This window comes from Micromonospora sp. WMMD964 (assembly GCF_029581455.1).
Taxonomy (GTDB): domain Bacteria; phylum Actinomycetota; class Actinomycetes; order Mycobacteriales; family Micromonosporaceae; genus Micromonospora.
The window spans coordinates 2,822,516-2,846,101 of record NZ_CP120860.1 but is presented as its reverse complement, the minus strand read 5'-3'; the positions used below and the strand labels follow the sequence as shown (position 1 = coordinate 2,846,101).

General features: G+C 71.8%; 21 protein-coding genes. 7 read left to right on the top strand and 14 right to left on the bottom strand.

From position 1 onward, the window contains the following. Positions 1-32 precede the first annotated feature (32 nt). From O7616_RS13250 to O7616_RS13235, 4 genes are read right to left on the bottom strand one after another with little or no spacing between them, the layout of a single operon-like run. A complete protein-coding gene (locus O7616_RS13250; protein ID WP_282261580.1) occupies positions 33-710 on the bottom strand; it encodes a response regulator transcription factor in 678 nt (225 codons plus the stop codon). Beyond that, positions 710-2,272, bottom strand: coding sequence for a histidine kinase (locus tag O7616_RS13245; RefSeq protein WP_282307058.1), 1,563 nt, complete (start codon positions 2,270-2,272; stop codon positions 710-712). Before O7616_RS13245 ends, O7616_RS13250 begins: the two co-directional genes overlap by 1 nt. A 54-nt stretch (positions 2,273-2,326) precedes the next feature. Then, positions 2,327-3,052: a dethiobiotin synthase gene (gene bioD, locus O7616_RS13240; RefSeq protein WP_282307056.1), complete on the bottom strand. Its 726-nt coding sequence runs from the start codon at positions 3,050-3,052 to the stop codon at positions 2,327-2,329. Then, positions 3,049-4,185 (bottom strand): 8-amino-7-oxononanoate synthase, encoded by a 1,137-nt coding sequence (locus tag O7616_RS13235; protein WP_282307055.1) that lies wholly within the window; start codon positions 4,183-4,185, stop codon positions 3,049-3,051. The genes bioD and O7616_RS13235 overlap by 4 nt, the downstream gene beginning before the upstream one ends. 152 nt (positions 4,186-4,337) lie before the next feature. Between O7616_RS13235 and bioB the strand changes: the two genes are divergently transcribed. Genes bioB through O7616_RS13220 form a run of 3 tightly spaced genes read left to right on the top strand, consistent with a single transcriptional unit; the run spans position 4,338 to position 6,042 of the window. Beyond that, entirely contained in the window at positions 4,338-5,333 is a 996-nt protein-coding gene (gene bioB, locus O7616_RS13230; RefSeq protein WP_282307054.1) for a biotin synthase BioB, read from the top strand. 5 nt (positions 5,334-5,338) lie between these two features. Further along, on the top strand, positions 5,339-5,530 hold the full coding sequence (locus O7616_RS13225) for a hypothetical protein (protein WP_282307053.1): 192 nt from the start codon (positions 5,339-5,341) through the stop codon (positions 5,528-5,530). A 5-nt stretch (positions 5,531-5,535) separates the two neighbouring features. Next, positions 5,536-6,042: a GNAT family protein gene (locus tag O7616_RS13220; protein WP_282261588.1), complete on the top strand. Its 507-nt coding sequence runs from the start codon at positions 5,536-5,538 to the stop codon at positions 6,040-6,042. Positions 6,043-6,050: 8 nt separating this feature from the next. On the opposite strand, the gene O7616_RS13215 is transcribed toward O7616_RS13220, so the two are convergent. Continuing rightward, the gene (locus O7616_RS13215; protein WP_282307052.1) at positions 6,051-6,578 is read right to left on the bottom strand and encodes a DUF488 domain-containing protein; all 528 of its coding nucleotides are present in this window, start codon (positions 6,576-6,578) and stop codon (positions 6,051-6,053) included. A 115-nt stretch (positions 6,579-6,693) separates the two neighbouring features. After that, the gene (locus O7616_RS13210; RefSeq protein WP_282307051.1) at positions 6,694-9,594 is read right to left on the bottom strand and encodes a glycoside hydrolase family 9 protein; all 2,901 of its coding nucleotides are present in this window, start codon (positions 9,592-9,594) and stop codon (positions 6,694-6,696) included. Positions 9,595-10,029: 435 nt separating this feature from the next. Between O7616_RS13210 and O7616_RS13205 the strand changes: the two genes are divergently transcribed. Beyond that, positions 10,030-11,595 (top strand): aldehyde dehydrogenase family protein, encoded by a 1,566-nt coding sequence (locus O7616_RS13205; RefSeq protein ID WP_282307050.1) that lies wholly within the window; start codon positions 10,030-10,032, stop codon positions 11,593-11,595. Positions 11,596-11,618: 23 nt separating this feature from the next. On the opposite strand, the gene O7616_RS13200 is transcribed toward O7616_RS13205, so the two are convergent. Next, entirely contained in the window at positions 11,619-12,683 is a 1,065-nt protein-coding gene (locus O7616_RS13200) for a GNAT family N-acetyltransferase (protein ID WP_282307049.1), read from the bottom strand. An 89-nt stretch (positions 12,684-12,772) separates the two neighbouring features. Further along, complete coding sequence (locus O7616_RS13195; RefSeq protein ID WP_282261596.1) at positions 12,773-13,474, bottom strand: amino acid-binding protein; 702 nt, start codon at positions 13,472-13,474, stop codon at positions 12,773-12,775. A 150-nt stretch (positions 13,475-13,624) separates the two neighbouring features. Between O7616_RS13195 and O7616_RS13190 the strand changes: the two genes are divergently transcribed. Together O7616_RS13190 and O7616_RS13185 are read left to right on the top strand one after the other, a co-directional pair. Further along, a complete protein-coding gene (locus tag O7616_RS13190; RefSeq protein ID WP_282307048.1) occupies positions 13,625-14,704 on the top strand; it encodes a phosphotransferase family protein in 1,080 nt (359 codons plus the stop codon). Continuing rightward, positions 14,704-15,915 carry an acyl-CoA dehydrogenase family protein gene (locus O7616_RS13185; RefSeq protein WP_282307047.1) on the top strand — a complete coding sequence of 404 codons (1,212 nt, stop codon included), beginning with the start codon at positions 14,704-14,706 and terminating at the stop codon, positions 15,913-15,915. Before O7616_RS13190 ends, O7616_RS13185 begins: the two co-directional genes overlap by 1 nt. 21 nt (positions 15,916-15,936) lie before the next feature. Here O7616_RS13185 and O7616_RS13180 read toward each other — a convergent pair whose 3' ends face one another. The 6 genes from O7616_RS13180 to O7616_RS13155 form a co-directional block, all read right to left on the bottom strand. After that, the gene (locus O7616_RS13180; RefSeq protein ID WP_282261602.1) at positions 15,937-16,983 is read right to left on the bottom strand and encodes a LacI family DNA-binding transcriptional regulator; all 1,047 of its coding nucleotides are present in this window, start codon (positions 16,981-16,983) and stop codon (positions 15,937-15,939) included. An 82-nt stretch (positions 16,984-17,065) separates the two neighbouring features. Then, the gene (locus O7616_RS13175; protein WP_282307046.1) at positions 17,066-18,487 is read right to left on the bottom strand and encodes a GH1 family beta-glucosidase; all 1,422 of its coding nucleotides are present in this window, start codon (positions 18,485-18,487) and stop codon (positions 17,066-17,068) included. After that, a complete protein-coding gene (locus tag O7616_RS13170; RefSeq protein ID WP_282307045.1) occupies positions 18,484-19,326 on the bottom strand; it encodes a carbohydrate ABC transporter permease in 843 nt (280 codons plus the stop codon). The genes O7616_RS13175 and O7616_RS13170 overlap by 4 nt, the downstream gene beginning before the upstream one ends. A gap of 10 nt (positions 19,327-19,336) precedes the next feature. Further along, entirely contained in the window at positions 19,337-20,308 is a 972-nt protein-coding gene (locus tag O7616_RS13165) for a sugar ABC transporter permease (RefSeq protein WP_282307044.1), read from the bottom strand. Positions 20,309-20,417: 109 nt separating this feature from the next. Then, a complete protein-coding gene (locus tag O7616_RS13160; protein ID WP_282307043.1) occupies positions 20,418-21,704 on the bottom strand; it encodes an extracellular solute-binding protein in 1,287 nt (428 codons plus the stop codon). Between the two features lie 332 nt (positions 21,705-22,036). Then, entirely contained in the window at positions 22,037-22,600 is a 564-nt protein-coding gene (locus O7616_RS13155) for a plasmid pRiA4b ORF-3 family protein (protein ID WP_282261607.1), read from the bottom strand. 150 nt (positions 22,601-22,750) lie between these two features. Here O7616_RS13155 and O7616_RS13150 point away from each other — a divergent pair, with 150 nt between their 5' ends. Further along, positions 22,751-23,497, top strand: coding sequence for a pyrimidine reductase family protein (locus O7616_RS13150; RefSeq protein WP_282307042.1), 747 nt, complete (start codon positions 22,751-22,753; stop codon positions 23,495-23,497). Positions 23,498-23,586: the final 89 nt, after the last annotated feature.

The following is a 23,586-nucleotide window of genomic DNA, read 5'->3' as shown; positions in this document are numbered from 1 at the left end:
CCACGGCTGAGCGGGGGCTGCCCGGCCCCCGCTCAGCCGTCGACCAGCCCCGCCTCGTACGCGAGGATCGCCGCCTGCACCCGGTTGCGCACGTCCAACCGGGTGAAGATGCTGGTCAGGTAACTCTTCACGGTGCCCTCCACCAGGTGCAGCCGGCGGGCGATCTCGGCGTTGGACAACCCCGCCCCCACCAGGGCCAGCACCTCCCGTTCCCGCTCGGTCAACCCGGCCGTCCGGTCCCGCGCCACGGGTCGGCGGGCCAACCGCCCGGCGCCCAACTCGATCACCCGGCGGGCCACGGTCGGCGACAGGTACGCGCCGCCGTCCGCGACCGCGTGCACCCCGGCGATCAACTCACGAGGGTCGCCGGCCTTGAGCAGGAACCCGCTCGCGCCGTGCCCGAGTGCCCGCGCCACGTGGTCGTCCTCGCCGAACGTGGTCAGCATGATCGTCGCGGTGTCCGGCACGACCCGACGGATCTCGGCGGCCGCCGCCAACCCGTCCAACCGGGGCATCCGGATGTCCAGCAACGCGACCCGGGGTCGGTGCGCGCGGACCAACTCCACCGCCTGGTGCCCGTCGCCCGCCTCGGCGACCACCTCGATGCCGGGATCGGTGGCGAGGATCGCCCGGACACCGGCGCGGATCATCGCCTCGTCGTCGGCCAGGACCACCCGGACCGGCCCGGCCCCGGCCGTGTCGCTGTTCACTACGCGATCCACTCCTTGCTGGCCAACCGGCCGTCGGTGAAACAGAGCCGCCAGGTCGGCTGAGCGAGGGGGAAGTTGCCGTCGGTGTAGTACTCGCAGCCGTCCCGGTTCGCCGTCGTCGGGCGTTCCAACGGCCGCCGGGGCAGGCCGGCCAGCTCCGCGCGGGCCGTACCGAGACGCATCTGATCGAAGGTGGCCCGGTCCAGCACCGTGCCCGCCGTCGCCACCGGGTAGTAGACGAGGGAGAGCACCAAAGCGAACCCGGCCGGTGCCACCAGAGCCACCAGCAGGCTGCGCCGCACCCGTCGGCGGGCGTCGTGCAACCGCCGCTCCGCGTCCACCGGCCGGTCCACCGCACCGGGCTCCGCCGCGTCGAGAGGTGCCGCCGGATTCACCCCGGCGGGGGCCTCCATCGCCCCGGTGGCCGGCAACACCGCCCGCACGGCGAAACCACCGCTGGTACGGGGGCCGGCGCGCAGCGTGCCACCGGCGAGACGGACCCGCTCGGCGAGGGCGAGCAACCCGCTGCCCTGCGACGGCGGGGCGGGCAACGGGCCCGCCGTCGGGGCGTCGTTGACGACGGCCACCTCCACCCGGTCACCCGTGCGGATCACCGACACCTCGACCGGAGCGCCGGGCGCGTACCGAGCGGCGTTGGTCAACGCCTCCCGCACGATCCGGTGCGCGGCGTGCCCGGTCATCGCCGGTAGCTCCGCGACCGCGGGGGCCGCCTCCAGGCGCACCGCCATGCCGGCCTCCCGGGCGCCCTCGACCAGCTCGGCGACGGTCTCCCCGCTCGGACGCACCGACGCGCCCCCCTCCTCACGGAGCACCCCGATGATCTCGTGCAGTCGCTCGGTGGCAGCGGAGACACTGGCCCGCAACTCCCCCGCCGCCGCCCGGTGCCGCTCGTCGAGGTCGGCGGCCACCTCCAGGGCGGCGGCGCGCAACGCGATCAGGCTGAGGTCGTGACCGAGTGAGTCGTGCATCTCCCCGGCGATCCGGGCCCGCTCCCGCAACCGGATCCGTTCGGCGGCACCACGCTGCTCCCGGGCCGACGCCTCCACGTGCCGTCGACCGGCGTCGACCAATTCCTGCTGCTGACGCCGGTACCGGCCGACCAACCAGGGGAACACCGCCGCGAACAGCAGCACCGAGGCGAGCAGGAACCAGGTGGCCGCGCCGGTGCCGAGCAGCCCCAGGTTGAGCGCCGTGCCGCCGGCCACGATCAGCACGAAGACACCGGCCGCCGGACCGACCGACGCGGCACGCCGCCCGGCGAGGTAACTGAAGACCGGAATCGCGAACACGAAGTTGCCGTCGACCACCGACCCCAGCACCACCAGCACGAGGGCGGCCAACGGCTGACGTCGACACGCCGCCACCGCCGCGCCGAGCAGCGACACCTTGGCCAGCGTCAGCGGCACCGCGTACGGCGCGTAGGGCGGGCTGAACCCGGCGTAACCCACCGGGGCGGCCACCACCGCCCAGAGCAGCACGTCCGACAGCAGGCGACGCCGCCGGTCCCACCAACCCGGCGGCCAGGAGTCGAGGATCCGCACGGCGGTCAGGCTACCCACGCCCGACCTGGGCGGACACCGACGAAAGTCAGGTGTTCAGCCGCTCTCCTCGGCCCAGACCCGCCAGTCGTCGAGCACACCGTGCAGGGCCGGGGTGAGCCAACCCGGAGCGGAACGCCGGAACACACCCGGGTCCATCGCACCCGCGCCGTCGGGCACCGCGCCGAGCAGGTTCGGCACCAGGTCGGTGAGGTTCGTCCAGTGCACCAACTCCGGCCGGGCCGGCCAGGCGCCGATCACCACACCCGCCGGCACGGCCCGCCGGTCCAGCGCCTCCATTGTCAGCGCCGTGTGGTTGAGCGTGCCCAACCCGGCACGGGCGACCACCACCGCCGGAGCGCCGAGCGACACCGCCAGGTCGGCCATCGTCCACGGCTCCCCCGACGGACGCAGCCCCATCGGCACCAGCAGCCCACCCGCGCCCTCGATCAACACCAGGTCGTGCTTGTCGACCTCGTCACGCACCGCGTCCACCGCCGTGTACAGCTCCAACGGCGGCAGATCGGCGACCCGGGCGGCAGCCAACGGCGCCAGCGGATCGGGATAACTGGCCAGGGTCCGGCCGGTCAGCGGAGCCGCCAACCGGTTCACCGCGTCCACGTCGCCCGGCTCACCGCCCGCCGTACCGGTCTGGCCGGGTTTGACCACGGCCACCCGCAACCCGGCGGCCTGCGCGGCCGCCGCGATCGTCGCCGTCACCACGGTCTTACCGACCTCGGTGTCGGTGCCGGTGACCAGGACCGGCCCCTCCCACCCGGTCATGGGGCGGACTCCACGATGACGTCCAGGGCCCGTTCGAACGTCGCCCGGGGCACTCCCGCGCTGACCGTCAGGCGCAGGCGGGACCGGCTGTCCGGGGTGGACGGCGGTCGGAAGCACCCCACCGCGACGCCCCGGTCCCGGCAGTCGGCGGCCCAGGCGGTCGCCGCCTCCGGGCTGGGAGCCGCCACCGAGATCACCGCCGCGTCCGGCGCGGAGACGGTCAACCCGGCCGCCCGCAGTCGGCCGACCGCCAGGGCCACCCGGTCGGCGAGTTCCACGCGCACATCGTCGCCGCCCCGGGTCAGCCGCAGCGCGGCGTGCACCCCGGCGGCGACCGCCGGGGGCAGGGCCGTGTCGAAGATGAACGTACGGCTGGTCTCGACCAGGTGCCGGACGAACTCGGCCGGGCCGGCCACCACGCCACCCGCACCGCCGAGCGCCTTGGACAGGGTGGCGGTGACCACCACGTCCGGCTCACCGGCCAGCTTCGCCGCCGCCACCGCGCCCGCCCCGGCCGGACCTGTCACACCCAGCGCGTGCGCGTCGTCGACCAGCAGCAGAGCGCCGTGACGGCGGGCCACGGCGTGCAGCCGGGCCAGTGGGGCGAGGTCACCGTCGACCGAGAACACCGACTCGGTCACCACCACCGCCGGGCGACCCGGAGCGGCGGCGAGCGCGGCGGCCACCGCGTCCACGTCGGCGTGCGGCGTGACCACCGTCTCCGCACCGGAGATCCGGCAGCCGTCGATCAGGGACGCGTGGTTGTGCGCGTCCGACACGAGCAGCGTCCGAGGTCGGACGAGCGCCCGCAGCGCGCCGAGGTTCGCCAGGTAGCCGGAGGAGAAGACGAGGGCACGGTCGGTGCCCAGCCACCGCGCCAGCTCGGTCTCCAACGCCTCGTGCGCGTCGGTGGAGCCGCGCACCAGGCGCGACCCGGTCGCCCCCAACCCGTACGCCGACAGTGCGGCCGCGGCGGCGGCGGTGACCTCCGGGTGGGTGGCCAGGCCGAGGTAGTCGTTGCCGGCCAGATCGGTCATGCCGTCGGCGGCGGGACGCGGATGCAGTCGCCGGGTCAGCCCGGCTCTCGCCCGCAACTCCGCGCGGCGGTCGAGCGCCGCCAGCCAGTCCGCCACGTCACCCCTTCACCGCCGTTCGTGCCGGTCAGCCCGACACCCGCCGGGCGAAATTACCACCCGCCGCCGACGCCCGACGGATCCACTCGCTGGCCGGCGTAGGGGTTCCCAGGTCATTCCGGCTGATCGGGCCGCCTTGTAGGGTACGAGCCATGCCAGAGATCCTCGACCAGGCCCGGACCCAGGTCCTCGGTGACGGCGTCGGCCTCGACCAGGCCGGCATCCTCGCCGTGTTGAACCTGCCCGACGAGCACCTCCCCGCCGCCCTTCAGCTCGCTCACGACGTGCGCATGCGCTGGTGCGGCCCGGAGGTCGAGGTCGAGGGGATCGTCTCGCTGAAAACCGGCGGGTGCCCGGAGGACTGCCACTTCTGTTCCCAGTCCGGGCTGTTCACCTCCCCGGTGCGCTCGGTGTGGCTGGACATCCCGTCGCTGGTGGAGGCGGCGAAGCAGACCGCCGCCACCGGGGCGACCGAGTTCTGCATCGTCGCCGCGGTACGCGGCCCGGACGCCCGGCTCATGAAGCAGATGCGCGAGGGCGTCGCCGCCATCAAGGCGGCCGTCGACATCCAGGTCGCGGCGTCGCTGGGCATGCTGACCAAGGAGCAGGTCGACGACCTGGTCGACATGGGCGTGCACCGCTACAACCACAACCTGGAGACCTGCCGGTCGTACTTCCCGAACGTGGTCACCACGCACTCCTGGGAGGAGCGCTGGGAGACCCTGCGGATGGTCCGCGACTCCGGCATGGAGGTGTGCTGCGGCGGGATCCTCGGCCTCGGCGAGACCGTCGAGCAGCGGGCCGAGTTCGCCGCCCAGCTCGCCGAGCTCGACCCGCACGAGGTGCCGCTCAACTTCCTCAACCCGCGTCCCGGCACCCCGCTCGGTGACCGCCCGGTGGTGGAGGGCAAGGACGCGCTGCGGGCCATCGCCGCGTTCCGGCTGGCCATGCCGCGCACCATCCTCCGGTACGCGGGCGGTCGGGAGATCACCCTCGGTGACCTGGGCACCCGCGACGGTCTGCTCGGCGGCATCAACGCGGTGATCGTCGGCAACTACCTGACCACGCTGGGTCGACCGGCGACCGCCGACCTGGAGTTGCTGGACGAGCTGAAGATGCCGGTCAAGGCCCTCTCCGCGACACTGTGACGACGATGACGACGACGGAGCTGTGGTGCGACAGGTGCGGTGAGCCGGCGACGGCCACCGCGCACCCGGCCTGCGCCACGGCCCGCCGGTTGGAGCCGCCCCGGTTCTGCCCCCGGTGTCGGCGTCGGATGAAGGTGCAGGTGTTGCCGGTGGGTTGGTCGGCGGTCTGCGTCGAGCACGGCGAAGTCCGGGGCTGACGCCGATGCTGCACGGGCGGGCGGTGACCCTGCGCCCGGCGACGGACACGGACGTGCCGGCCCTCGCGGCGATCCGGGCCGACCCGGAGGTGCGCCGGTGGTGGCGGGGCGGCGACGACCTGACCGGTGCCGTCCGCGCCGACCTCGGCGACGACGACCTGCACGTGTACGCCATCGAGCACGACGGGCAGGTGGTCGGCGCGATCCAGTGGTACGCCGAGGCCGACCCGGACTACCGCCACGCCAGCCTGGACGTCTTCCTCGACCCGGCGGTACGCGGCACCGGCCTGGGGGTGGACGCGATCCGCACCCTGGCCCGGCACCTCGTCGACGAGTACGGCCACCACCGCTTCACGATCGACCCGGCGGCGGCGAACAGCGCCGCGATCCGCGCGTACGCCAAGGTGGGCTTCCGCCCGGTGGGCATCATGCGCCGCTACGAGCGCGGCGAGGACGGCCGCTGGCACGACGCCCTGCTGATGGATCTGCTCGCCGACGACCTGGTGGAGTGAGCGGGGCGTCAACCGCCCCAGCAGAGGTGCCCGTCGGGGAGCCGGCGGGCACCCTCGGCGGGCTGGTGGAGACTGAGCCGCCCGTCCGGCATGAGGTGTGCCACAGGTGTCCCGCGACCGAGCGCCGCGACGTCGGCGATGAGCCGGCGGTGGCAGCGCCACCACAGGCTCTCACTGCACATGACAGCGGTGGTCCGTCCGGCCGCGTCGGCCAGCACCTCGGTCAGCGCCGCGTCGAATTCCGGCGTGCGGGTGTACGCGGCGTACGCCCGGAACGCCTCGACCTTCCACCAGGTGTCCGGCTCGGGTTCACCGGCCGGGACGTGCCGTCGTCCGCCGAGCCGCGGCTCCCAGCGGTAGTCGATGCCGTACTCGGGCAGCCACCGTTCGAGTTCCTCGCGGCGGACGTCCGGGTTGGTGCGGCTGGCGGGGTACCGCCGCACGTCCACCAGCAGAGCCACCCCGCCCGCGGTCAGCAGCTCACCCAGCCGCACCCGGTCGGCGGTGCCGTGCCCGACAGTCAGCAACTCCCCCACCCGGTTGGTTGTGCCCGGAATCCCCTGCGGTTATCCCGGTCCACGCGCGAGATCCGCGCGACATCACCGACAGTGCCGCCTCCGAACACGGGGAGGCAGCACTGTCGGTGATGTGTCAGGCGACGGCGCAGGCGGCGTTGTTCACTGTGAAGGCCGCCGGCTTCGGGTTGTTGCCGGTGTGCGTTCCGTTGAAGCCGAAGCTCACCGACGCCCCGGGCGCGAGCGTGCCGTTGTAGGACAGGTTCGTCGCGGTGACCGCCGTGCCGCTCTGGCTGACCGCCGCCGACCAGCCCTGACTGACGGTCTGTCCGCCGGCGAAGGTGAACCGCAGGGTCCAGCCGTTGATCGCCGTGGTGCCGGTGTTGGTGATCGTGACGGTGGCGGTGAAGCCGGTGTTCCAGTCGGTCGTGGCGTACCCCACCGAACAGGCCCCACCGACCGGCGGGGCCGCGGTGGTCACCGCGACCGGCGCGGACGCCGCGGAGGTGTTGCCGGCGGCGTCCACCGCCACCACGTAGAACTGGTACGCCGTCGACGCGGTCAGCCCGGTCACCGCGACCGTGGTGCCGGTCGGCGAGCCGACCAGCGCGTCGGTGGCGCCGGCCTCGCGGTAGACCCGGTAGCCGGTGACGCCCACGTTGTCGGTCGACGCCGCCCAGCTCAGGGTGAGCCCGGTGGCGGTGACCGCCGAGGCGACCGGGGTGCCGGGCGCGGTGGGCGCGGTGGTGTCCGGCGCCGGTCCGGCCGGCGTGGTGACGCTGACGGCGGCCGACGACGCCGACCGGTTGCCGGCGCCGTCGAGGGCCCGCACGGTGAACTGGTACGTCCGCTCCGGCAGCAGCCCGGTCACCGCGAGCGTGTTGGTGGTGGCGGTACGCAGCACCACTGCGTCGCTGCCCGCCTGCGACTGGGTGATCTCGTAGCCGGCCAGGCTGCTGCCGCCGGTGTCGGTGGACGCGGCCCAGGTCAGCGTGAGCCCGCTCGACGTGACGGCGGACGCGACAGGCGTGCCGGGCACGCTCGGCGCGGTGGTGTCCGGTACGACGGGTCCGGGCTCGTCGCCCCAGACGCGGGTGGTGCCCGAGTAGAGCGGCACCTTGCGGTTGGGCCCGGCGGTGGCCTGGTACGACGGGTCGTTCGTCGGGTCCCAGGTGCCGCCCTCCGGCACGCCCACCTTGAACTGGACCTCCATCCGGTGCTGTGACTGACCGGCCGGGGCGATGGTGTGGCCGGTGCAGTCCACCTCGACGTACCAGATGTCTCCGCTGTACTGCTTGGCCGTGGTCGGGGACGGGCAGCCCTGGGTGTAGCCGGAGGTCACCTGCACCGGGCCGGTGCCGTCGGGCCGGAAGTAGTACCGGAACCGGCCGTCGGTCAGCGCGCGGGCCGGGAACGCCGACTTGTTGTAGACCATCACCTTGAGCCCGGTGGCCCGGGGTTCGGCCTGCGTCACGGTGGTCTCCACGGTCAGCTCGTCGATGTCCGGCGTCTCGGCGACCGGGAAGTTCGCCAGCGGCGTGCCGCCGTACTCGGAGGTCAGCCGGACCAGCGCGGACGTGAATCCGGCGTTGTAGTCGGTGGCGACCTCGTTCATCACGTAGTCCGACCGGCTGTCGCTGTACGCGTCGTTGGGCGACGACGGGCCGCCGACCAACGCCCCGTAGAGGGTGTGCCGGGTCTCGACGGGCACGGTCTGGCTGTCCCACCAGGAGCCGTGCGCGGTGCGGTGGTGCGGGTTCTTCGGCGGGTTCGCCCCGAACCCGATCACGTAGCTGGAGTTACGCGGGTTGTCGCCGAGCGCGTAGTTGATCTGCCGGACGGCGAAGTCGTGGTAGCGCGCCTTGCGGGTCGTGTCGGTGGTCTTGTCGCTGTAGACCAGCGCCGCGAACGAGGTGTTGGCGGCGTAGCGCAGCGCGCCCCAGGAGTCGAGCACCGCCATCCCGCCCGGCGAGTACGGCACCCGCTGCCCGTTCACACCGACGGTCCAGTAGTCCAGCCAGCGGTTGGCGTCGTCGACGTACTTCTGCTTGCCGGTCAGGTTCGCCAGCAGCACGTACGCGCCGAACTGCTTGTTGTCCCAGGCGATCGTCCACTTGTAGGAGCGGGTGGTGGTCTGGTTCTCGGTGCCGAGCTTGTCGTACTCGCTCTCGGCCTTGGCCAGGTAGCCGGCCTCGCCGGTGGCCCGGTGCAGCCAGATCGCGGCCCAGACCAGCTCGTCCTGCCAGCCGCTCCACGACCGGTAGAAGCTGGTCGCGTCGGTGATGCACTCGTGGTACGACTTCCGCACCGTGTCGGCGAACGTGTAGAGCTGCCGGGCGTGGGTGAGCAGCTTGTCCGCGTAGGTCGCGTCGGTGGGCCGGAACACCATCGAGGACGCGGCCATCGCCGCCGCCGTCTCCCCGGCCAGGTCCGCGCCGCCACAGCTCGCATCGATCTTGTACGCGGGCCGCGCCATCGGCATCACCTCGGCCGGGCCCCACCACTTGTGGTCGTCGTCGCCCTTGCCGACCTGCCCGTAGAGGACGTTCGCCGACGGGTGCGCCTTGATGAAGTAGTCGTTGACGAAGCGCAGGTTGTTGAGCAGGTGTGGGAGTTGCCCCGAGGAGGCGTAGCCGCTGCGGTACTCCACCGCGCCCCAGGCGAGCATCGTCGCGCTGAACGCCATCGGGAAGCCGAACTTGACGTGGTCACCGGCGTCGTACCAGCCGCCGGTGAGGTCCAGGCCCGCCCCGGCACCGTCGGTGAGGGCGCTGTCGCCGCGCCAGGAGACCCGGTTCCAGTCCGGCAACCGACCGGACTGCTGCGCCTCGTAGAAGAGCAGCGACTTCTGCAACGCCTCGGCGTAGTTGTAGGTGGCCGGCGCGGCCGAGGCGGGCGACGACGTCGGCCCGGTGACCACGAGGGACAGACCGGTGAGCACTGCCGCTCCGGCGGCCAGCAGCCGCCGCGGCCAGGGCTGGTCGGCGGCCGGTGACCGGCCGGGCTGGCCGCTGAACGGCCGGGTCAGGTGGCGCATGGCGGGCTCCTGTCGGAGGCGTCGCCGGCGGTCGCACCGACGCGGGACGGCGTACGGGCGGCACGGCTACCGGCGACAGCGGGGGTGGCGGTGTGGCCACGGGAGGCCATGGAAGCGCTCCCATGGATAACCGACAATGTAATGGGCGGGTGCTCCGTTGGGAAGCCCGCCGGTCGAGCCGGGCGTGCGCGGACGCACTTCCGTACTCGCGAGTAACAATGCGGACCATCTCACACAATCGATGTGCGTCGATTTATTGTCGGCGTCACCGCAGCTCACGACGCACGGTCGGGAAAAGATTCTCGCGCCGCCCAGACGCGTCGACGGCCAGCCAGACAAACGTACTGTTGCTGACCGGCTACTGGGCGCGAGACAGTACCGATCACCAGCGGTGCCATCGACGCCGCCGTTCCCGGTCGACCCTGAGGAGAAACGATGGCACTACGACTCGCCGACGGCACCGCCTGGTCCGACATCCTGGCCCGCGCGGTGGCCGCCACCCCGGAGGCGTTCGGCACCGAAGTCGACGGCGTCACCACCCTGCACAACCTGGTCGAGGGCGCGTGGCGGGCGGTCGGCCGGCCCGCCCCGGTCCACACCCCGGTGGACAACACCGTCGTCGTCAACCTGCCCCGACTCGACGCCGACACCGCCCGCGCCGCGGTCACGCACGCCGCCGCCGCGCACCGGGAGTGGGCCCGGACCCCGCTCGCCGAGCGTAAGGCCCGCGTCCGCGAGGCACTGGAATCACTCACCGCCCACCGCGACCTGCTCGCCATGCTGCTGGTCTGGGAGATCGGCAAACCCTGGCGGCTGGCCTGCGCCGACGTGGACCGGGCGCTCGACGGCGTCCGCTGGTACGTGGGCGAGATCGACCGGATGCTCGCCGACGGCCGTCAGCCGCTGACCGGCCCGGTCAGCAACATCGCATCATGGAACTACCCGATGAGCGTCCTGGTCCACGCCGAACTGGTACAACTGCTGGCCGGGAACGCCGTCATCGCCAAGACCCCGTCCCAGGGCGGCGCGGTCTGTCTGACCGTCGCGCACGCGTTGATGCGCCGCGCCGGCCTGCCCGCCACCCTCGTCAGCGGCGGTGGCGAGGAACTGTCCGAGGTGCTGGTCCGGGCACCCGAGATCGGTGCCGTCGCCTTCGTCGGCGGCCGCTCCAACGGCGGCAAGGTCGCCGCCGCCCTGCTCGACAGCCACAAGCGGCACTTCATCGAGCAGGAGGGCCTCAACGCCTGGGGCATCTGGAACTTCTCCCAGTGGGACCTGCTCGCCGCGCACCTCAAGAAGGGCTTCGAGTACGGCAAGCAGCGCTGCACCGCGTACCCCCGGTTCGTGGTGCAACGCGACCTGGTCGACGAGTTCCTCGACATGTACCTGCCGGTCGTCCGCTCGGTCCGTTTCGGTCACCCCCTCGCTGTCGGCGACGACTGGGCGGACGGCGACCCGCTGCCCGAGCTGGACTTCGGGCCACTGATCAGCGCGGCAAAGGCCGACGAGCTGCACCGCAAGGTCGACGAGGCGGTACGCGGCGGCGCGGTACCCCTGCACCGGGGCAAGCTCACCGGCGCGCCGTTCCTGCCCGGGCAGGACACCTCGGCGTACGTCGCGCCGTCGGTGCTGCTCGCCCCGCCCGGCCGGTCCCGGTTGATGCACGCCGAGCCGTTCGGGCCGGTCGACACGATCGTCGTGGTGGACACCACCGACGAGCTGCTGGCCGCGATGAACGCGTCCAACGGCGCGCTGGTGGCGTCGCTGGCCTGCGACGACATCGAGGAGGCCGGCAAGCTCGCCGAGGACCTCCAGGCGTTCAAGGTGGGCATCAACAAGCCACGGTCCCGGGGCGACCGGGACGAACCGTTCGGCGGTCGGGGCGCCTCCTGGAAGGGCGCGTTCGTCGGCGGGGACCTCCTCGTCCAGGCCGTCACCGTCGGCGGCGCCGGGCGGCTCTACGGCAACTTCCCCGACTACAGCAGCTACCCCGCGACCTGACGCGGCACGCGGAGGGGCCCCTGCTACGCGCCCGGCGTCAGCAGGGTGCCCTTCCTCTGCGCGGCGAGCGGGACGGTCACGGTGAGCAACGCGCCGTCACATTCGGTCGAGCCGACCCGACCCGACCGGCGCAGCGTACGCAGCATCGGGGCGTTCTCGGCCTGCACGTGCAGCACCAGCGCCGCGTACCCGGCCTCGTCGGCGTGCTTGGCCAGCCGGCGCAGCAACGCCGTGCCCAGCCCACGCCGCTGCCAGTCGTCGCGCACCAGCAGCGCCACCTCGGCCTCGTCGCCCTCGCCGAGCAGGTTCGCCATGGCGACGACCGACTCGCCCGCACCGTCCGGCCCGGTGGCGACCGCGACCAGGGTCACGCCTCGGCTCGGCTCCAACAACCGACGCAGCCGGTCCGGTCGCGGCAGCGCCGCCCCACCCAGGTATCGGCGGTGCCGGCTGCGCGGCGAGCACGCCTCGTGCAACTCCCGTACGCCGGGCAGGTCGTCGGCGCAGGCCGGTCGCACGGCCACCTCGACACCGTCGGGCAGCACCAGTGTGACCTGTTCGGCGGCCCGACGAGCCACGGTGGCGGCCAACTCGACCAGGGCCTGCGCCCGGGCGTACTCCGCCGGGGTGAACGCGGGCGCGGCCCGGCGCAGCGCGAACGAGCCGCCCGCCGGGTCGGCAAGGGACATGCTCGCTCCGGTGATCCCCCGGTCGACGCCGACGGACGCCGGCCGCCAGCTGACCGAGTCGGCGCCGAGCAGTGTCCGCAGGGCCTCACCCGTCGCATCCGGGTCACGCACCAGCCGGTTGGCCAGCCCGAGCACCCGGGTGGGCTGGTCGGCCAGGCCGCGCGCCTCGCTGCGCGCCACCCAGCAGTCCCGACCCCGACCCCGCTCGACGGCGGCGACCAACTCGGCCTCGTCGAGGGTGTCCGGTGCGTCGACCAGGAAGTCGTCCACCGCGCCCTGTTCGGTGGGCTGCACCTGCACGGTGAGGATGTTGACCCCGCGCAGCGCGAGGCTGGCCGTGAGCACCGACAGGTAACCCGGCCGGTCGTCCACCGTCGCTCGGATCCGCCACAACGTCATGGTTGGCTCCCTTCCCCGGTAAGAGCCTCACCCTCGCCTGTTGCCGCCCGGTTGCTCGGCGGTGTCGACCCGGGAACTCCTCGGGCCGCTCAGGGGCCGGTGACCACCGGGGGCGCGCCGACCAGGTCGAGCCGGTCGCCGAGGATCACCGTGCTGGCCCGGACGAGCTGGGTGAGCCGATCCACCTCGGTGCTGTGGAACCCGGCGGCGCAGAGCGTCTCGGTGTGTTCGCGGGCGACGACCAGCACCAGGCCCGCCCGGCCGAACGGCGCGATCGCGTGGTGGGTGCCGTCGGGCGTGGTCATCGACCTGCCGCGCAGCGGGGTCACCTCCGGCAACCGCAACGGCACCGGGGTACGCCAGCTCGCGTGCCCCACCGTCGCCCCTCCGCCCCCGGTGCGCGAGGCCCAGTCGACGGGCACCACCGCGGCGACGGCCCAGTCGGCCGCCAGCAGGCCCGGCACCGCGTCGACGAGGGTGGCGAGCCCGTCGGCCGGGTTGGCCGCGACCTGGGCCAGCAACTCCGCGTCCTGCCCGGTGGTGGTGGGCGCGCCGATCGCCCGCCACACGCCGTCCACCCGTACCCCGGGAATCGCCGCCAGACCGGCCAGCAGCCGCTCCACCCGGGCCGCGCCCGGCCAGACCACCGTGAAGTCGTCCACCGCCCGCCCGCCGAGTCGTTCGAGGACCACCACCTGGACGATGTCCGCACCGGAGACGCCCAGCGTGCGGGCGACCTGGCCGAGCGTGCCCGGACGGTCCGGAAGGGTGACCCGAACTCGCAGCAACATGTCTGTCCCTCCGCTCGGCGGGCCGGCCACAGTGCGGCCGGCAGGCTGGACCCAGCCTGGTCGGTGACCATTTCGTCCCTGTTGCAGGGCCATGTCCCGAGGGGAAAATCCGACCTTGACAACGTGAGCGGGCTGCCATCAACTAGTCGGATGAGCGATCCGGCCGTCGATGCGTCGCGGCCGGAGGCCGTTCCCGCCTCCCCCGCCGGGCTGGCCCTGGACCGCCTCGGCGCCTACCTTGCACAGCACCGGCCGGAGCTGGCCGCCGGGTCGCTGCGAGCTGAGCTGATCGCGGGCGGCAAGTCCAACCTCACCTACCTGCTGCACCTCGGCGACCACGAGGTCGTGCTGCGCCGTCCCCCGCTGGGGCACGTGCTGGCGACCGCGCACGACATGGCCCGCGAGTTCCGGGTCATCTCGGCGCTGGCCCCGACCGGCGTGCCGGTGCCGGGGGCGCTGCTGCTCTGCACCGACCCGGAGGTGATCGGCGCGCCGTTCTACCTGATGGAACGGATGCCCGGCGAGGTGTTCCGCACCCGCGCGCAGACCGACCCGCTGGGCGACGAGCGCCGCCGGGCCCTCGCCATGGCGATGATGGACACCCTCGCCGCGCTGCACGGCGTCGAGCCGTCCAGCGTCGGGCTCGGCGACTTCGGCCGCCCCGAGGGCTACCTGGCCCGGCAGGTCCGCCGCTGGGCCGGTCAGCTCGACCGTTCGCGCAGCCGCCCCCTGCCCGGCATCGACGAGCTGCGTGACCTGCTCGCGGCGACCACCCCGGAGGGCGCGAACAGCGGCCGGATCGTGCACGGCGACTACCGGCTGGACAATCTCCTCGCCTCGGCCGACCCGGTGACCGTGCACGCGGTGCTCGACTGGGAGATGGCCACCCTCGGCGACCCCCTGGCCGACCTGGGGCTGCTGCTGACGTACTGGGACGTGCTGGGCGGCAGCGAGACCTCCGCGGGCAACCCGGTCGCCGACGGTCTCGGTCCGCGCGCCGGCTTCCCCACCGGCGGCGAGCTGATCGACAGGTACGCCGGGCGCAGCGACGTGGACGTCGGGCCACTGCACTGGCACGTGGCGCTGGGCTGCTTCAAGCTCGCCGTGATCTGCGAGGGCATCCACTACCGGCACACGCTCGGGCAGACGCTCGGCGAGGGCTTCGACCGGATCGGCGAGATGGTGGCACCGCTGGTCGCGCACGGGCTGACCGCCGCCAGGGAGCGGTGATGGACTTCTCATACGACAGCCGGACCGAGGAGCTACGCGACGAGCTGACCCGGTTCCTGACCGAGCACGTCTACCCGGCCGAGGCGGTGCACGCCGAGCAGGTGGCCGCGGGGGACCCGTGGTCGCGTACCCCGGTGTTGGCGGAGCTGAAGGCGGAGGCCCGCAAGCGCGGCCTGTGGAACCTGTTCCTCCCCGATCCGCGCTACGGCGCCAGCCTGACCAACCTCCAGTACGCTCCGCTCGCCGAGCTGACCGGGCGCAGCCCGCACCTGGCGCCGGAGGCGGTCAACTGCGCGGCACCGGACACCGGCAACATGGAACTGCTGGCCGAGTTCGGCTCGGAGGCGCAGCGGCAGCGGTGGCTGATGCCCCTGCTGGAGGGCGAGATCCGCTCCGCGTTCTGCATGACGGAGCCGGACGTCGCGTCCTCCGACGCCACCAACATCGCCACCCGGATCACCCGCGACGGCGACGAGTACGTGATCAACGGGCGCAAGTGGTGGTCGTCCGGCGCGATGGACCCGCGCTGCGAGATCCTCATCGTGATGGGCAAGACCGACCCCTCGGCCGACCGGCACCGTCAGCAGAGCATGGTCCTGGTCCCCCGGGACACGCCGGGCGTGGTCGTCCGCCGCGGGATGACCGTCTTCGGCTACACCGACGGCTCCCACGGCGGCCACGCCGAGATCGACTTCACCGACGTCCGGGTGCCCGCGGAGAACCTGATCGGCGCCGAGGGCACCGGCTTCGCCATCGCCCAGGCCCGGCTCGGTCCGGGCCGGATCCACCACTGCATGCGAATGATCGGAATGGCTGAGCGGGCATTGGAGCTGCTCTGCAAGCGTGCGCTCGGGCGCGTCGCGTTCGGCCGACCCCTCGCCGAGCAGGGCGTGGTCCGGGAGTGGATCGCCGAGTCACGGGTGCGTATCGAGCAGGCCCGGTTGCTGGTGCTCAAGACGGCCTGGCTGATGGACACCGTCGGCAACAAGGGCGCACACACCGAGATCCAGGCCATCAAGATCGGCACCCCGGCGATGGCGGAGTGGGTGATCGACAAGGCCATCCAGGGGTACGGCGGTGCCGGCGTCAGCCAGGACACCCCACTGGCCGCCCTCTGGGCGCAGACCCGCACCCTACGCCTGGCCGACGGCCCCGACGAGGTCCACCGCAACTCCCTGGCCAAACGCGAACTCCGCCGCTGGACCTCCTGACCCCCCGCGGTCCCGGGGAGGTCAGGCGGAGGCGCGGTGGACCAGTTGGGTGTCCAGGAGGATGTGCGGGGCCTGCAGCTCCTCGCCACGGATGCGGGCGACCAGCAGGCGAGCCATCTGCCGGCCCATCTCCTCCACCGGCTGGAAGACGGTGGTCAGCGGCGGGTCCGACTGGAGGGCGATCGTCGCGTCGTCGAAGCCGATCACCGCGACGTCCTCGGGCACGCGCCGACCGGCCTCGCGCAGGGTACGCAGCGCGCCGAACGCCATCAGGTCGGACGCGACGAAGACGGCGTCCAGGTCCGGGCAGACGTCCAACAGTCGGGCCATGCAGGCCGTGCCGCTGCCCTCGCTGAAGTCGCCGTACGCGATCAGGTCGGGGTTCACCCCGACCCCGGTGGCCTGGACCGCCTCGGTGTAGCCGGCCAGACGGGCCAGGCCGGCGCCCATGTCCTGCGGACCGGCGATGGTGGCGATGCGCCGACGTCCCAGCCCGGTCAGGTACTCCACCGCCTGCCGCGCCCCGCCAACGTTGTCCACGTCGACGAACCAGGCCGGTTGTGCGCCCGGTTGCAGCATCCGGGCCGGCCGACCACCGAGCACGGCGGGCAGCCCACGCTCCTCCAGCAACGTCGGCAGCGGGTCGGAGTCGTGCAACGACAGCAGCAGTACGCCGTCGACGTGCTGGTTGGTCAGGTGGTGCTCGACCCGTTCCCGCTCCACCGGCGACTGCGCCATGGCCAGCCAGAGCTGCATCGGGGTCTCCAGCAGCCCGGAGCTGATGCCCCGCACGATCGAGGCGAAGAACGGTTCGGTGAAGACCCGGTCACCGGACTCGGACACCACGAGCGCGACCGAGTCGGTGCGCTGGGTGACGAGCGCACGGGCGGCACGGTTCGGCACGTACCCCAACTCGGCGATGGCCTGCTGGACCGCGGCCCGGGCCTCCGGGCTGACCTGGGGTGAGCCGTTGACGACGCGGGACACCGTGCCCCGGCCGACGCCGGCACGCGCCGCGACCGCGTCGAGGGTCGGGCGCCCGAGCGACCGGGTGCGCTGCGTTGTCATGGTGTGCTCCTCCGACGGCGGGCGGACCCGGCGCCACCTGCGGGAGGTGGACGCCGGGGCCGTCCTGATGGCTGGCCCGAGCCTATTGTGCGGCCAGACCGTTGCGCCGGATCACCGAGGCGTACCACTTGGCGCTGGACTTGGGGATGCGAACCTGGCTGTCGTAGTCGACGTGGATCATGCCGAACCGCTTGGTGTAACCCCAGGCCCATTCGAAATTATCCATCAACGACCAGGCGAAGTATCCCCGCAGGGGCACTCCGTCGTCGATCGCCTCGTGCGCCGCGCGCAGGTGGGCGTCGAAGTAGGCCAGCCGGTCGACGTCGTCGACCTGCCCGTCGACGACCGAATCGACGAACGCGGAGCCGTTCTCGGTGACGTACAGCGGCAGATCGGTGTAACCGTGCACCCGTTGCAGGGTCTCGCGCAGGCCCGGGGCGTCGATCTCCCAGCCCATGTCGGTGACCGGGACGCCCCGGGTGACGAACCGGACGTCCTCGCTGCCGGGCCAGCACGAGGGGGCCGGGTCGACCGGGTCACCCTCGACCGCCGCGGCGACGACGTGCCGGCTGTAGTAGTTGACCCCGACCAGGTCCAGCGGCTCGGAGATGGTCGCCAGGTCGCCGTCGCGCACGTGGTCGAAGTCGGTCACCGGGGCGAGGTCGGCCAGCAGGTCCTCCGGGTACGACCCGCGCAGCAGCGGGTCCAGGAAGAACCGGTTGGCCAGCCCGTCGATCCGTCGGGCCGCGTCCACGTCGGCCGGGGCGTCGGTGGCCGGGTCGACCGGGTAGAGGTTGACCGTCACGCCCACCTCGGCAGCCGGCCGGGTGGCCCGCAACGCCTGCACGGCCAGGCCGTGACCGAGCATCAGGTGGTGCCCGGCGCGGACCGCGTCCGCCCCGTCGGTACGGCCCGGGGCGTGCACCCCGGACCCGTAGCCGAGGAACGCCGAGCACCACGGCTCGTTGAGCGTGGTCCAGTACCGCACCCGGTCACCGAGCGCGTCGGCCACCAGGGTCGTGTAGTCGGCGAAGCGGGCCGCGGTGTCCCGGGCCGGCCAGCCGCCGGCGTCCTCCAGCGGCTGCGGCAGGTCCCAGTGGTAGAGGGTCAGCCACGGCTCGATGCCGTTGGCCAGCAGCTCGTCGACGAGTCGGCGGTAGAAGTCCAACCCCTGCGGGTTGGCCGCGCCGACGCCGCCGGGCTGCACCCGGGACCAGGAGACCGAGAAGCGGTACGACTTGAGGCCCAGCTCGGCCATCAGGGCGACGTCGCCGCCGAGCCGGTGGTAGTGGTCGCACGCGACGTCGCCGGTGTGCCCGGCGACGACGCGACCGTCGGTGTGGCTGAAGGTGTCCCAGATCGACGGGGTGCGGCCGTCCTCGGCCGCCGCCCCCTCGATCTGGTATGCCGCGGTCGCGGCTCCCCACAGGAATCCGGGTGGGAAGGTCAGCCCGGGGCGCTCGTCGAGGACGCCGACGGCGGGCGGGCTGGCGGGGTTGCTCACGACTTGACGGCACCTTCCATGATCCCGCCGATGATCTGGCGGCCGAACACGAGAAACACGACGACCAGGGGGATGGTGCCGATCGCCGTGGCGGCGAACACCTGGGAGTAGTCGGTGTAGTAGGCGTACGAGAGGAAGGAGAGCGAGACCTGGAGGGTCGGGTTCTCCGGGGTGAGGATGGCGTACGGCCAGAGGAACGAGTTCCAGGTCTCCATGAAGGTCAGCAGACCGAGGACGCCTGCGGCGGGGCGCAGCGCGGGCAGCACGATGTTCCAGTAGATCCGGAACGTGCTGGCCCCGTCGACCCGACCGGCCTCGATCAGCTCGTCGGAGATCGCCTGGCTGGCGTACTGCCGCATCATGAACACGCCGAAGGCGCTGACCAGGAACGGCACGGTGACCGCGTAGAGGGTGTCGTACCACCCGAGGTCCTGCATCATGCCCCAGAGCGGGATGAGCCCCATCTGGGTCGGGATCATCATGGTGACGATGATCGCCAGCAGGAGGGCGTTGCTGCCGCGGAACCGCAGTTTGGCGAAGGCGAACCCGGCCAGCGAACCGGTGAGCACCACCGAGACGGTGACCACCGAGGAGACGATGATCGAGTTCATCATGCCGGTGAAGAAGTTGGCGGCGTCGTTGTCGAGCACCCGCCCGAAGTTGTCACCGAACGCTCCACCGGGGGTTACCGGTGGCGGCACGTCGTTGATGTTGTCCAGGCTGCGGGTGCCGATCACGATCATGTAGTAGAACGGGTAGATCGACAGCAGCGCCGCCAGGACGAGCGCCATGTAGGTCAGCGGGCTGGTGCGCCACAGGCGCCGAGAAGCCGAAGTCATCGCTTGCTCCTCACTTCGCCGAGCGGCGGACGAGTAGGAAGTTGAACAGCGACACCACGATGATGATCACGAAGATCGCCCAGGCGACCGCGGCTCCGTAGCCGGCGGTGCTCAGGTTTTCGATGCCCATCTCGTACATGTACATGGCCAGCGTCTGGAACTCCCGCTGGTCGCCGCCGAGGATGTTGCCGTTGCCGAAGAGCAGCGGCTCGGTGAAGAGCTGCATGCCGCCGATCGTGGACAGGATGACCACGAAGATGAAGGTGGGCTTGAGCATCGGCAGGGTGATCTGCCAGAACTGTCGCCACGGGCTCGCGCCGTCGATCTCCGCGGCCTCGTAGAGGTCCTTCGGGATCGCCTGCATCCCGGCGAGCAGGATCAGGGTGTTGTACCCGGTCCACCGCCAGTTGACCATCGTGGAGATGGCGAACCAGGAGCTCCACCGCTGCGAGTCCCAGTCGACAGCGTCGACACCGACGAGGCTGAGCAGCCAGTTGAAGAGACCGAACTCCCGCTGGAACAGCATCCCGAAGACGATCGCGACCGCGGCCACCGACACCACGTTCGGCACGAAGATGGCCATCCGGAAGAAGGTCTTGGCGCGCAGGAAGGTCCGGTTGAGCAGGTTCGCCAGGAAGAGGGCGAGCAACAACTGCGGAATGGTCGACAGGGCGAAGATGCCGAACGTGTTGACCAGCGCGTTCCAGAAGTACTCGTCGGACACCAGCCGGGTGTAGTTGTCGAAGCCGATGAACGAGTGGTCGCCGATCAGGTCCCAGTCGTGCAGGGACATCCAGGCGGTACGCACCATCGGGTACAACCCGAACACGCCGAAGATCACGAAGAACGGCGCGATGTAGAGGTACGGCGAGTACTTGACGTCGAGACGGTTGAGTAACCTTCCCCGGTTACGTCGGGAAGAGACGTCCGGAGGGGGCGGTGCTGCTGGCGACGGCGGTGCCGTCGTGGCCGACAGGCTCATGCGAATTTCCTTTTCCGGCGAGGCCCGGGGGCCCTCGCGCAGGGCGCTACGCGGAGGGGACCGGCCGGTGGCGTCCGGGAAGCCCCGAACGCCACCGGCAGGGAATCACTCAGAAGGCACCCTGAGTCTTGGCGTCCTTCGTGAACTGCTCCCAGGCCTTCGTCTTGTCGGCCTGCCCGTTCTCGAACGCCCGCAGTGCCGGCTCGAACGCGTTCTCCTTCACCGCCTGGTGCTTCGGACCCAGGTGGGTCGGCTGGATCTTGGCGACGCTCTCACCGAAGATCTTGCCGGTCGGCGCGTTGCTGAAGTACTCGTTGGTGTAGCTGAGGAACGCCTCGTTCTTCAGCGCCTCCAGGTTGGTCGGCAGCGGGCCCTTGAGCTTGAAGGCCTCCACCTGGCTCTTGGCGTTGGTGAGGTACTCGGCGAGCTTCGCCGCCTCCTTCGGGTACTTGCTCTGCTCGGGAACCGCGAGCCAGGAGCCACCCCAGTTGCCGCCGCCACCCGGCACGGACGCGACATCCCACTTGCCCTTGTTGGCCGGACCGGAGTTGTCCGAGACGATGCCGAGCATCCAGGACGGGCAGAAGGTGACCGCGAAGGTGCCCTGCTTGAAGCCACCCGACCACTCCGGCGACCAGGTGGACGTCTTGGCGGAGATGTCCACCATCGAGGTGGCGGTGTCCCAGGCGTTCTTCACCGCGGGGCTGGTGTCCGCGATGATGTTGTTCTCCTTGTCGTAGAACAGATCACCGTTGCCCTGGAACATGACACCGTTCGAGACGGCGGTGATCGAGTCGACGAACGCCTTGCCGGTGGCCTGCTTGTACTTCCGACCGGCCTCGTGGAAGCCGTTCCAGTCCGACCAGAGCGCCGACACCTGGTCGCGCTCGGTGGGCAGGCCGGCCGCCTGGAACAGGTCCTTGCGGTAGCAGACGGCGAGGCTGCCGACGTCGGTCGGCAGGCCGACCAACCGGCCGTCCTGCGACTTGCCCAGCTCCCACTTCCAGGGCAGGTATTCCTTCGAGTGGTCGGCGATCAGCGGGTTGAGGTCAACCCAGTTACGCGGGTTGGTCTTGAACTCGTTGAGGATGCCCTCTTCCAGGGCGGTGACGTCCGCCGCGCCCTTGCCGGTGGCCAGGTAGCGGACCAGCTTCGGCCGGTACTCGCTGAGCTGCGCGGTCTTGCGCAGCTCGACCTTGATGCCGGTGTCCTTCTCGTACTGCTTCACGAGCTCGTCGTAGCCGAACTCGCTGAAGGTGTCGACGACCAACTTGGTCGGCTTCTCGCCGGCAGCCGGCTCGTCGTCGTCCTTGCCGCAGGCCGCGAGACCGCCGATTGCGGTGATCGCGGCCAGGGCAGCGGCCGCCAGGCGGGTACGCCGCGTGGTGACACTCATGCGCTGACCCCTCTTTCCGGTGGTGAGGCTGGGTGGTTGTGGTGGGGGGTGTCTCATCGCGCCAGGCCGGGGATGCGTGAGTGACCCATGCCACCTCCGGGAGCGCTCCCATGAGATTGCCGTCGGGTAACGGGAGTGTCAATAGGGCGATGGGAGCGTTCCCAGATCGTTACCGCGCGCCTCACAGGCCCCACCTGTCCCCACCGAAACCCACCCTGACCAGCCCTTTCAACTCGGGTGATCAAAGGATTTCGGTCAGAAATCGCCCTGCCGCCGACGCGAACGTCTTGATCGACAGGGCGGACGCACACCGGTCGGCGCCCGGGGTGTGGTCAGCAGAAGCGGCGGAGGAGGGTGGTCGAACGCTCGGCGTCGAAGCGGGACGGGTCGAAGGTGGCACCCGCCCAGTCACGCAGCAACGCCAACCGCGGGTCGGCGAGATCGGCCGGCGCGGCCTGGTCGTCCAGGGCGACCAGAAGCGCGCGATAGCCCAGCGGCCCGCCGATACCCTCCGGCGGGCAGGCCCGCTCGCCGGCCAGACAGACCGGGTACCGCTCGTCGGGGTCGACGGTCAACGCGTCCTCCACGACCAGGTCGTGCTCCCACCAGTCGCCGAAGTCGTACGTGTAGGAGAACCGGCTGCCCTTGCCGAGCACCGCGTCCAGCCGCACGTCCAACTCGTCGTGCAGCCCCAACTCACCGTCCGGGTCGGGCTCGCCGTACTGCACGGCGTCGATCTCGAACGAGTGCAGGTGGCAGTCCCGCCACCCCATCGCGTGCTGCACCACCCGGTGCAGCCGGTCCAGCGTGTAGCCGGCCGGCACGAGCACCCGCCGCCACACCGGTGGGCGGACGCTGGCCAGGGACATCTTCAGCTGGAAGATCTGACGCGGCATGCTGTCCTGTCCTCCCGCGGCTTAGGCTGCGAGCATGATCTGCCGCGCGTGCCGGGCCCGGCGACACGACGACTGCCCAGGCCGGAACTGGTGCGACTGTCAGCACCGTACCGAAGAACCGACCCCTCCGGTCACCGGTCCGGCCGGCGAATGACCGTCGGAATTCCGATCCGCCGACTCTGGCCCGAACCGTCGGCACAGCCACTCGACGACACCACGTTGACCGCCCTCTACGGCCGCGACGACCAGCCCCGACTGCGGGTCAACTTCGTCTCCAGCCTGGACGGCGCGGTGAGCGTCGACGGCTACTCCGCCGGGCTCTCCGGCGAGCCGGACAAGCGCGTGTTCGGCCTGCTGCGGATGGTCTGCGACGCGCTGGTGGTGGCCGCCGGCACGCTGCGCCACGAGGGATACCGGGCGGTCCGCCTCAACGAGACCCGGCGCGCCTGGCGTCGGGCCAACGGCCTGGTGGAGTACCCGACCCTGGTGGTCGTCTCCGGCTCCCTCGACCTGGACCCTGCGCAGGCCGCCTTCGCCGACGCGCCGACCCGACCGATCGTGCTCACCCACGCCCACGCCGAGCCGCCGCCCGGCCTCACCGACGTCGCCGACCTGCTGCGCTGCGGCACCGACCGGGTCGACCTGGCCGCCGGCCTCGCCGCGCTGCACGGGCGCGGGCTGACCCAACTGCTCTGCGAGGGCGGGCCGCACCTGTTCGGCGCGCTCACCGCCGCCGACCTCGTGGACGAGTTGTGTTTGACCGTCTCTCCCCTGCTCGCCGGAGCGGGACCGGGCCGGATCACCGCCGGCGACACCGCCCCACCCCGGCACCTGCCGTTGCGCCACGTGCTCGCCGCCGACGACGGCGTCCTCATGCTCCGCCACGCCCGCCCGTAACGGGCCGTCACCCGGCCGCACACCCACTGTCGCGGGTGTGACGGACCAGGGTGTCGTCCGCCGCGTCGCGTGGCGACCTGTCGTACTCC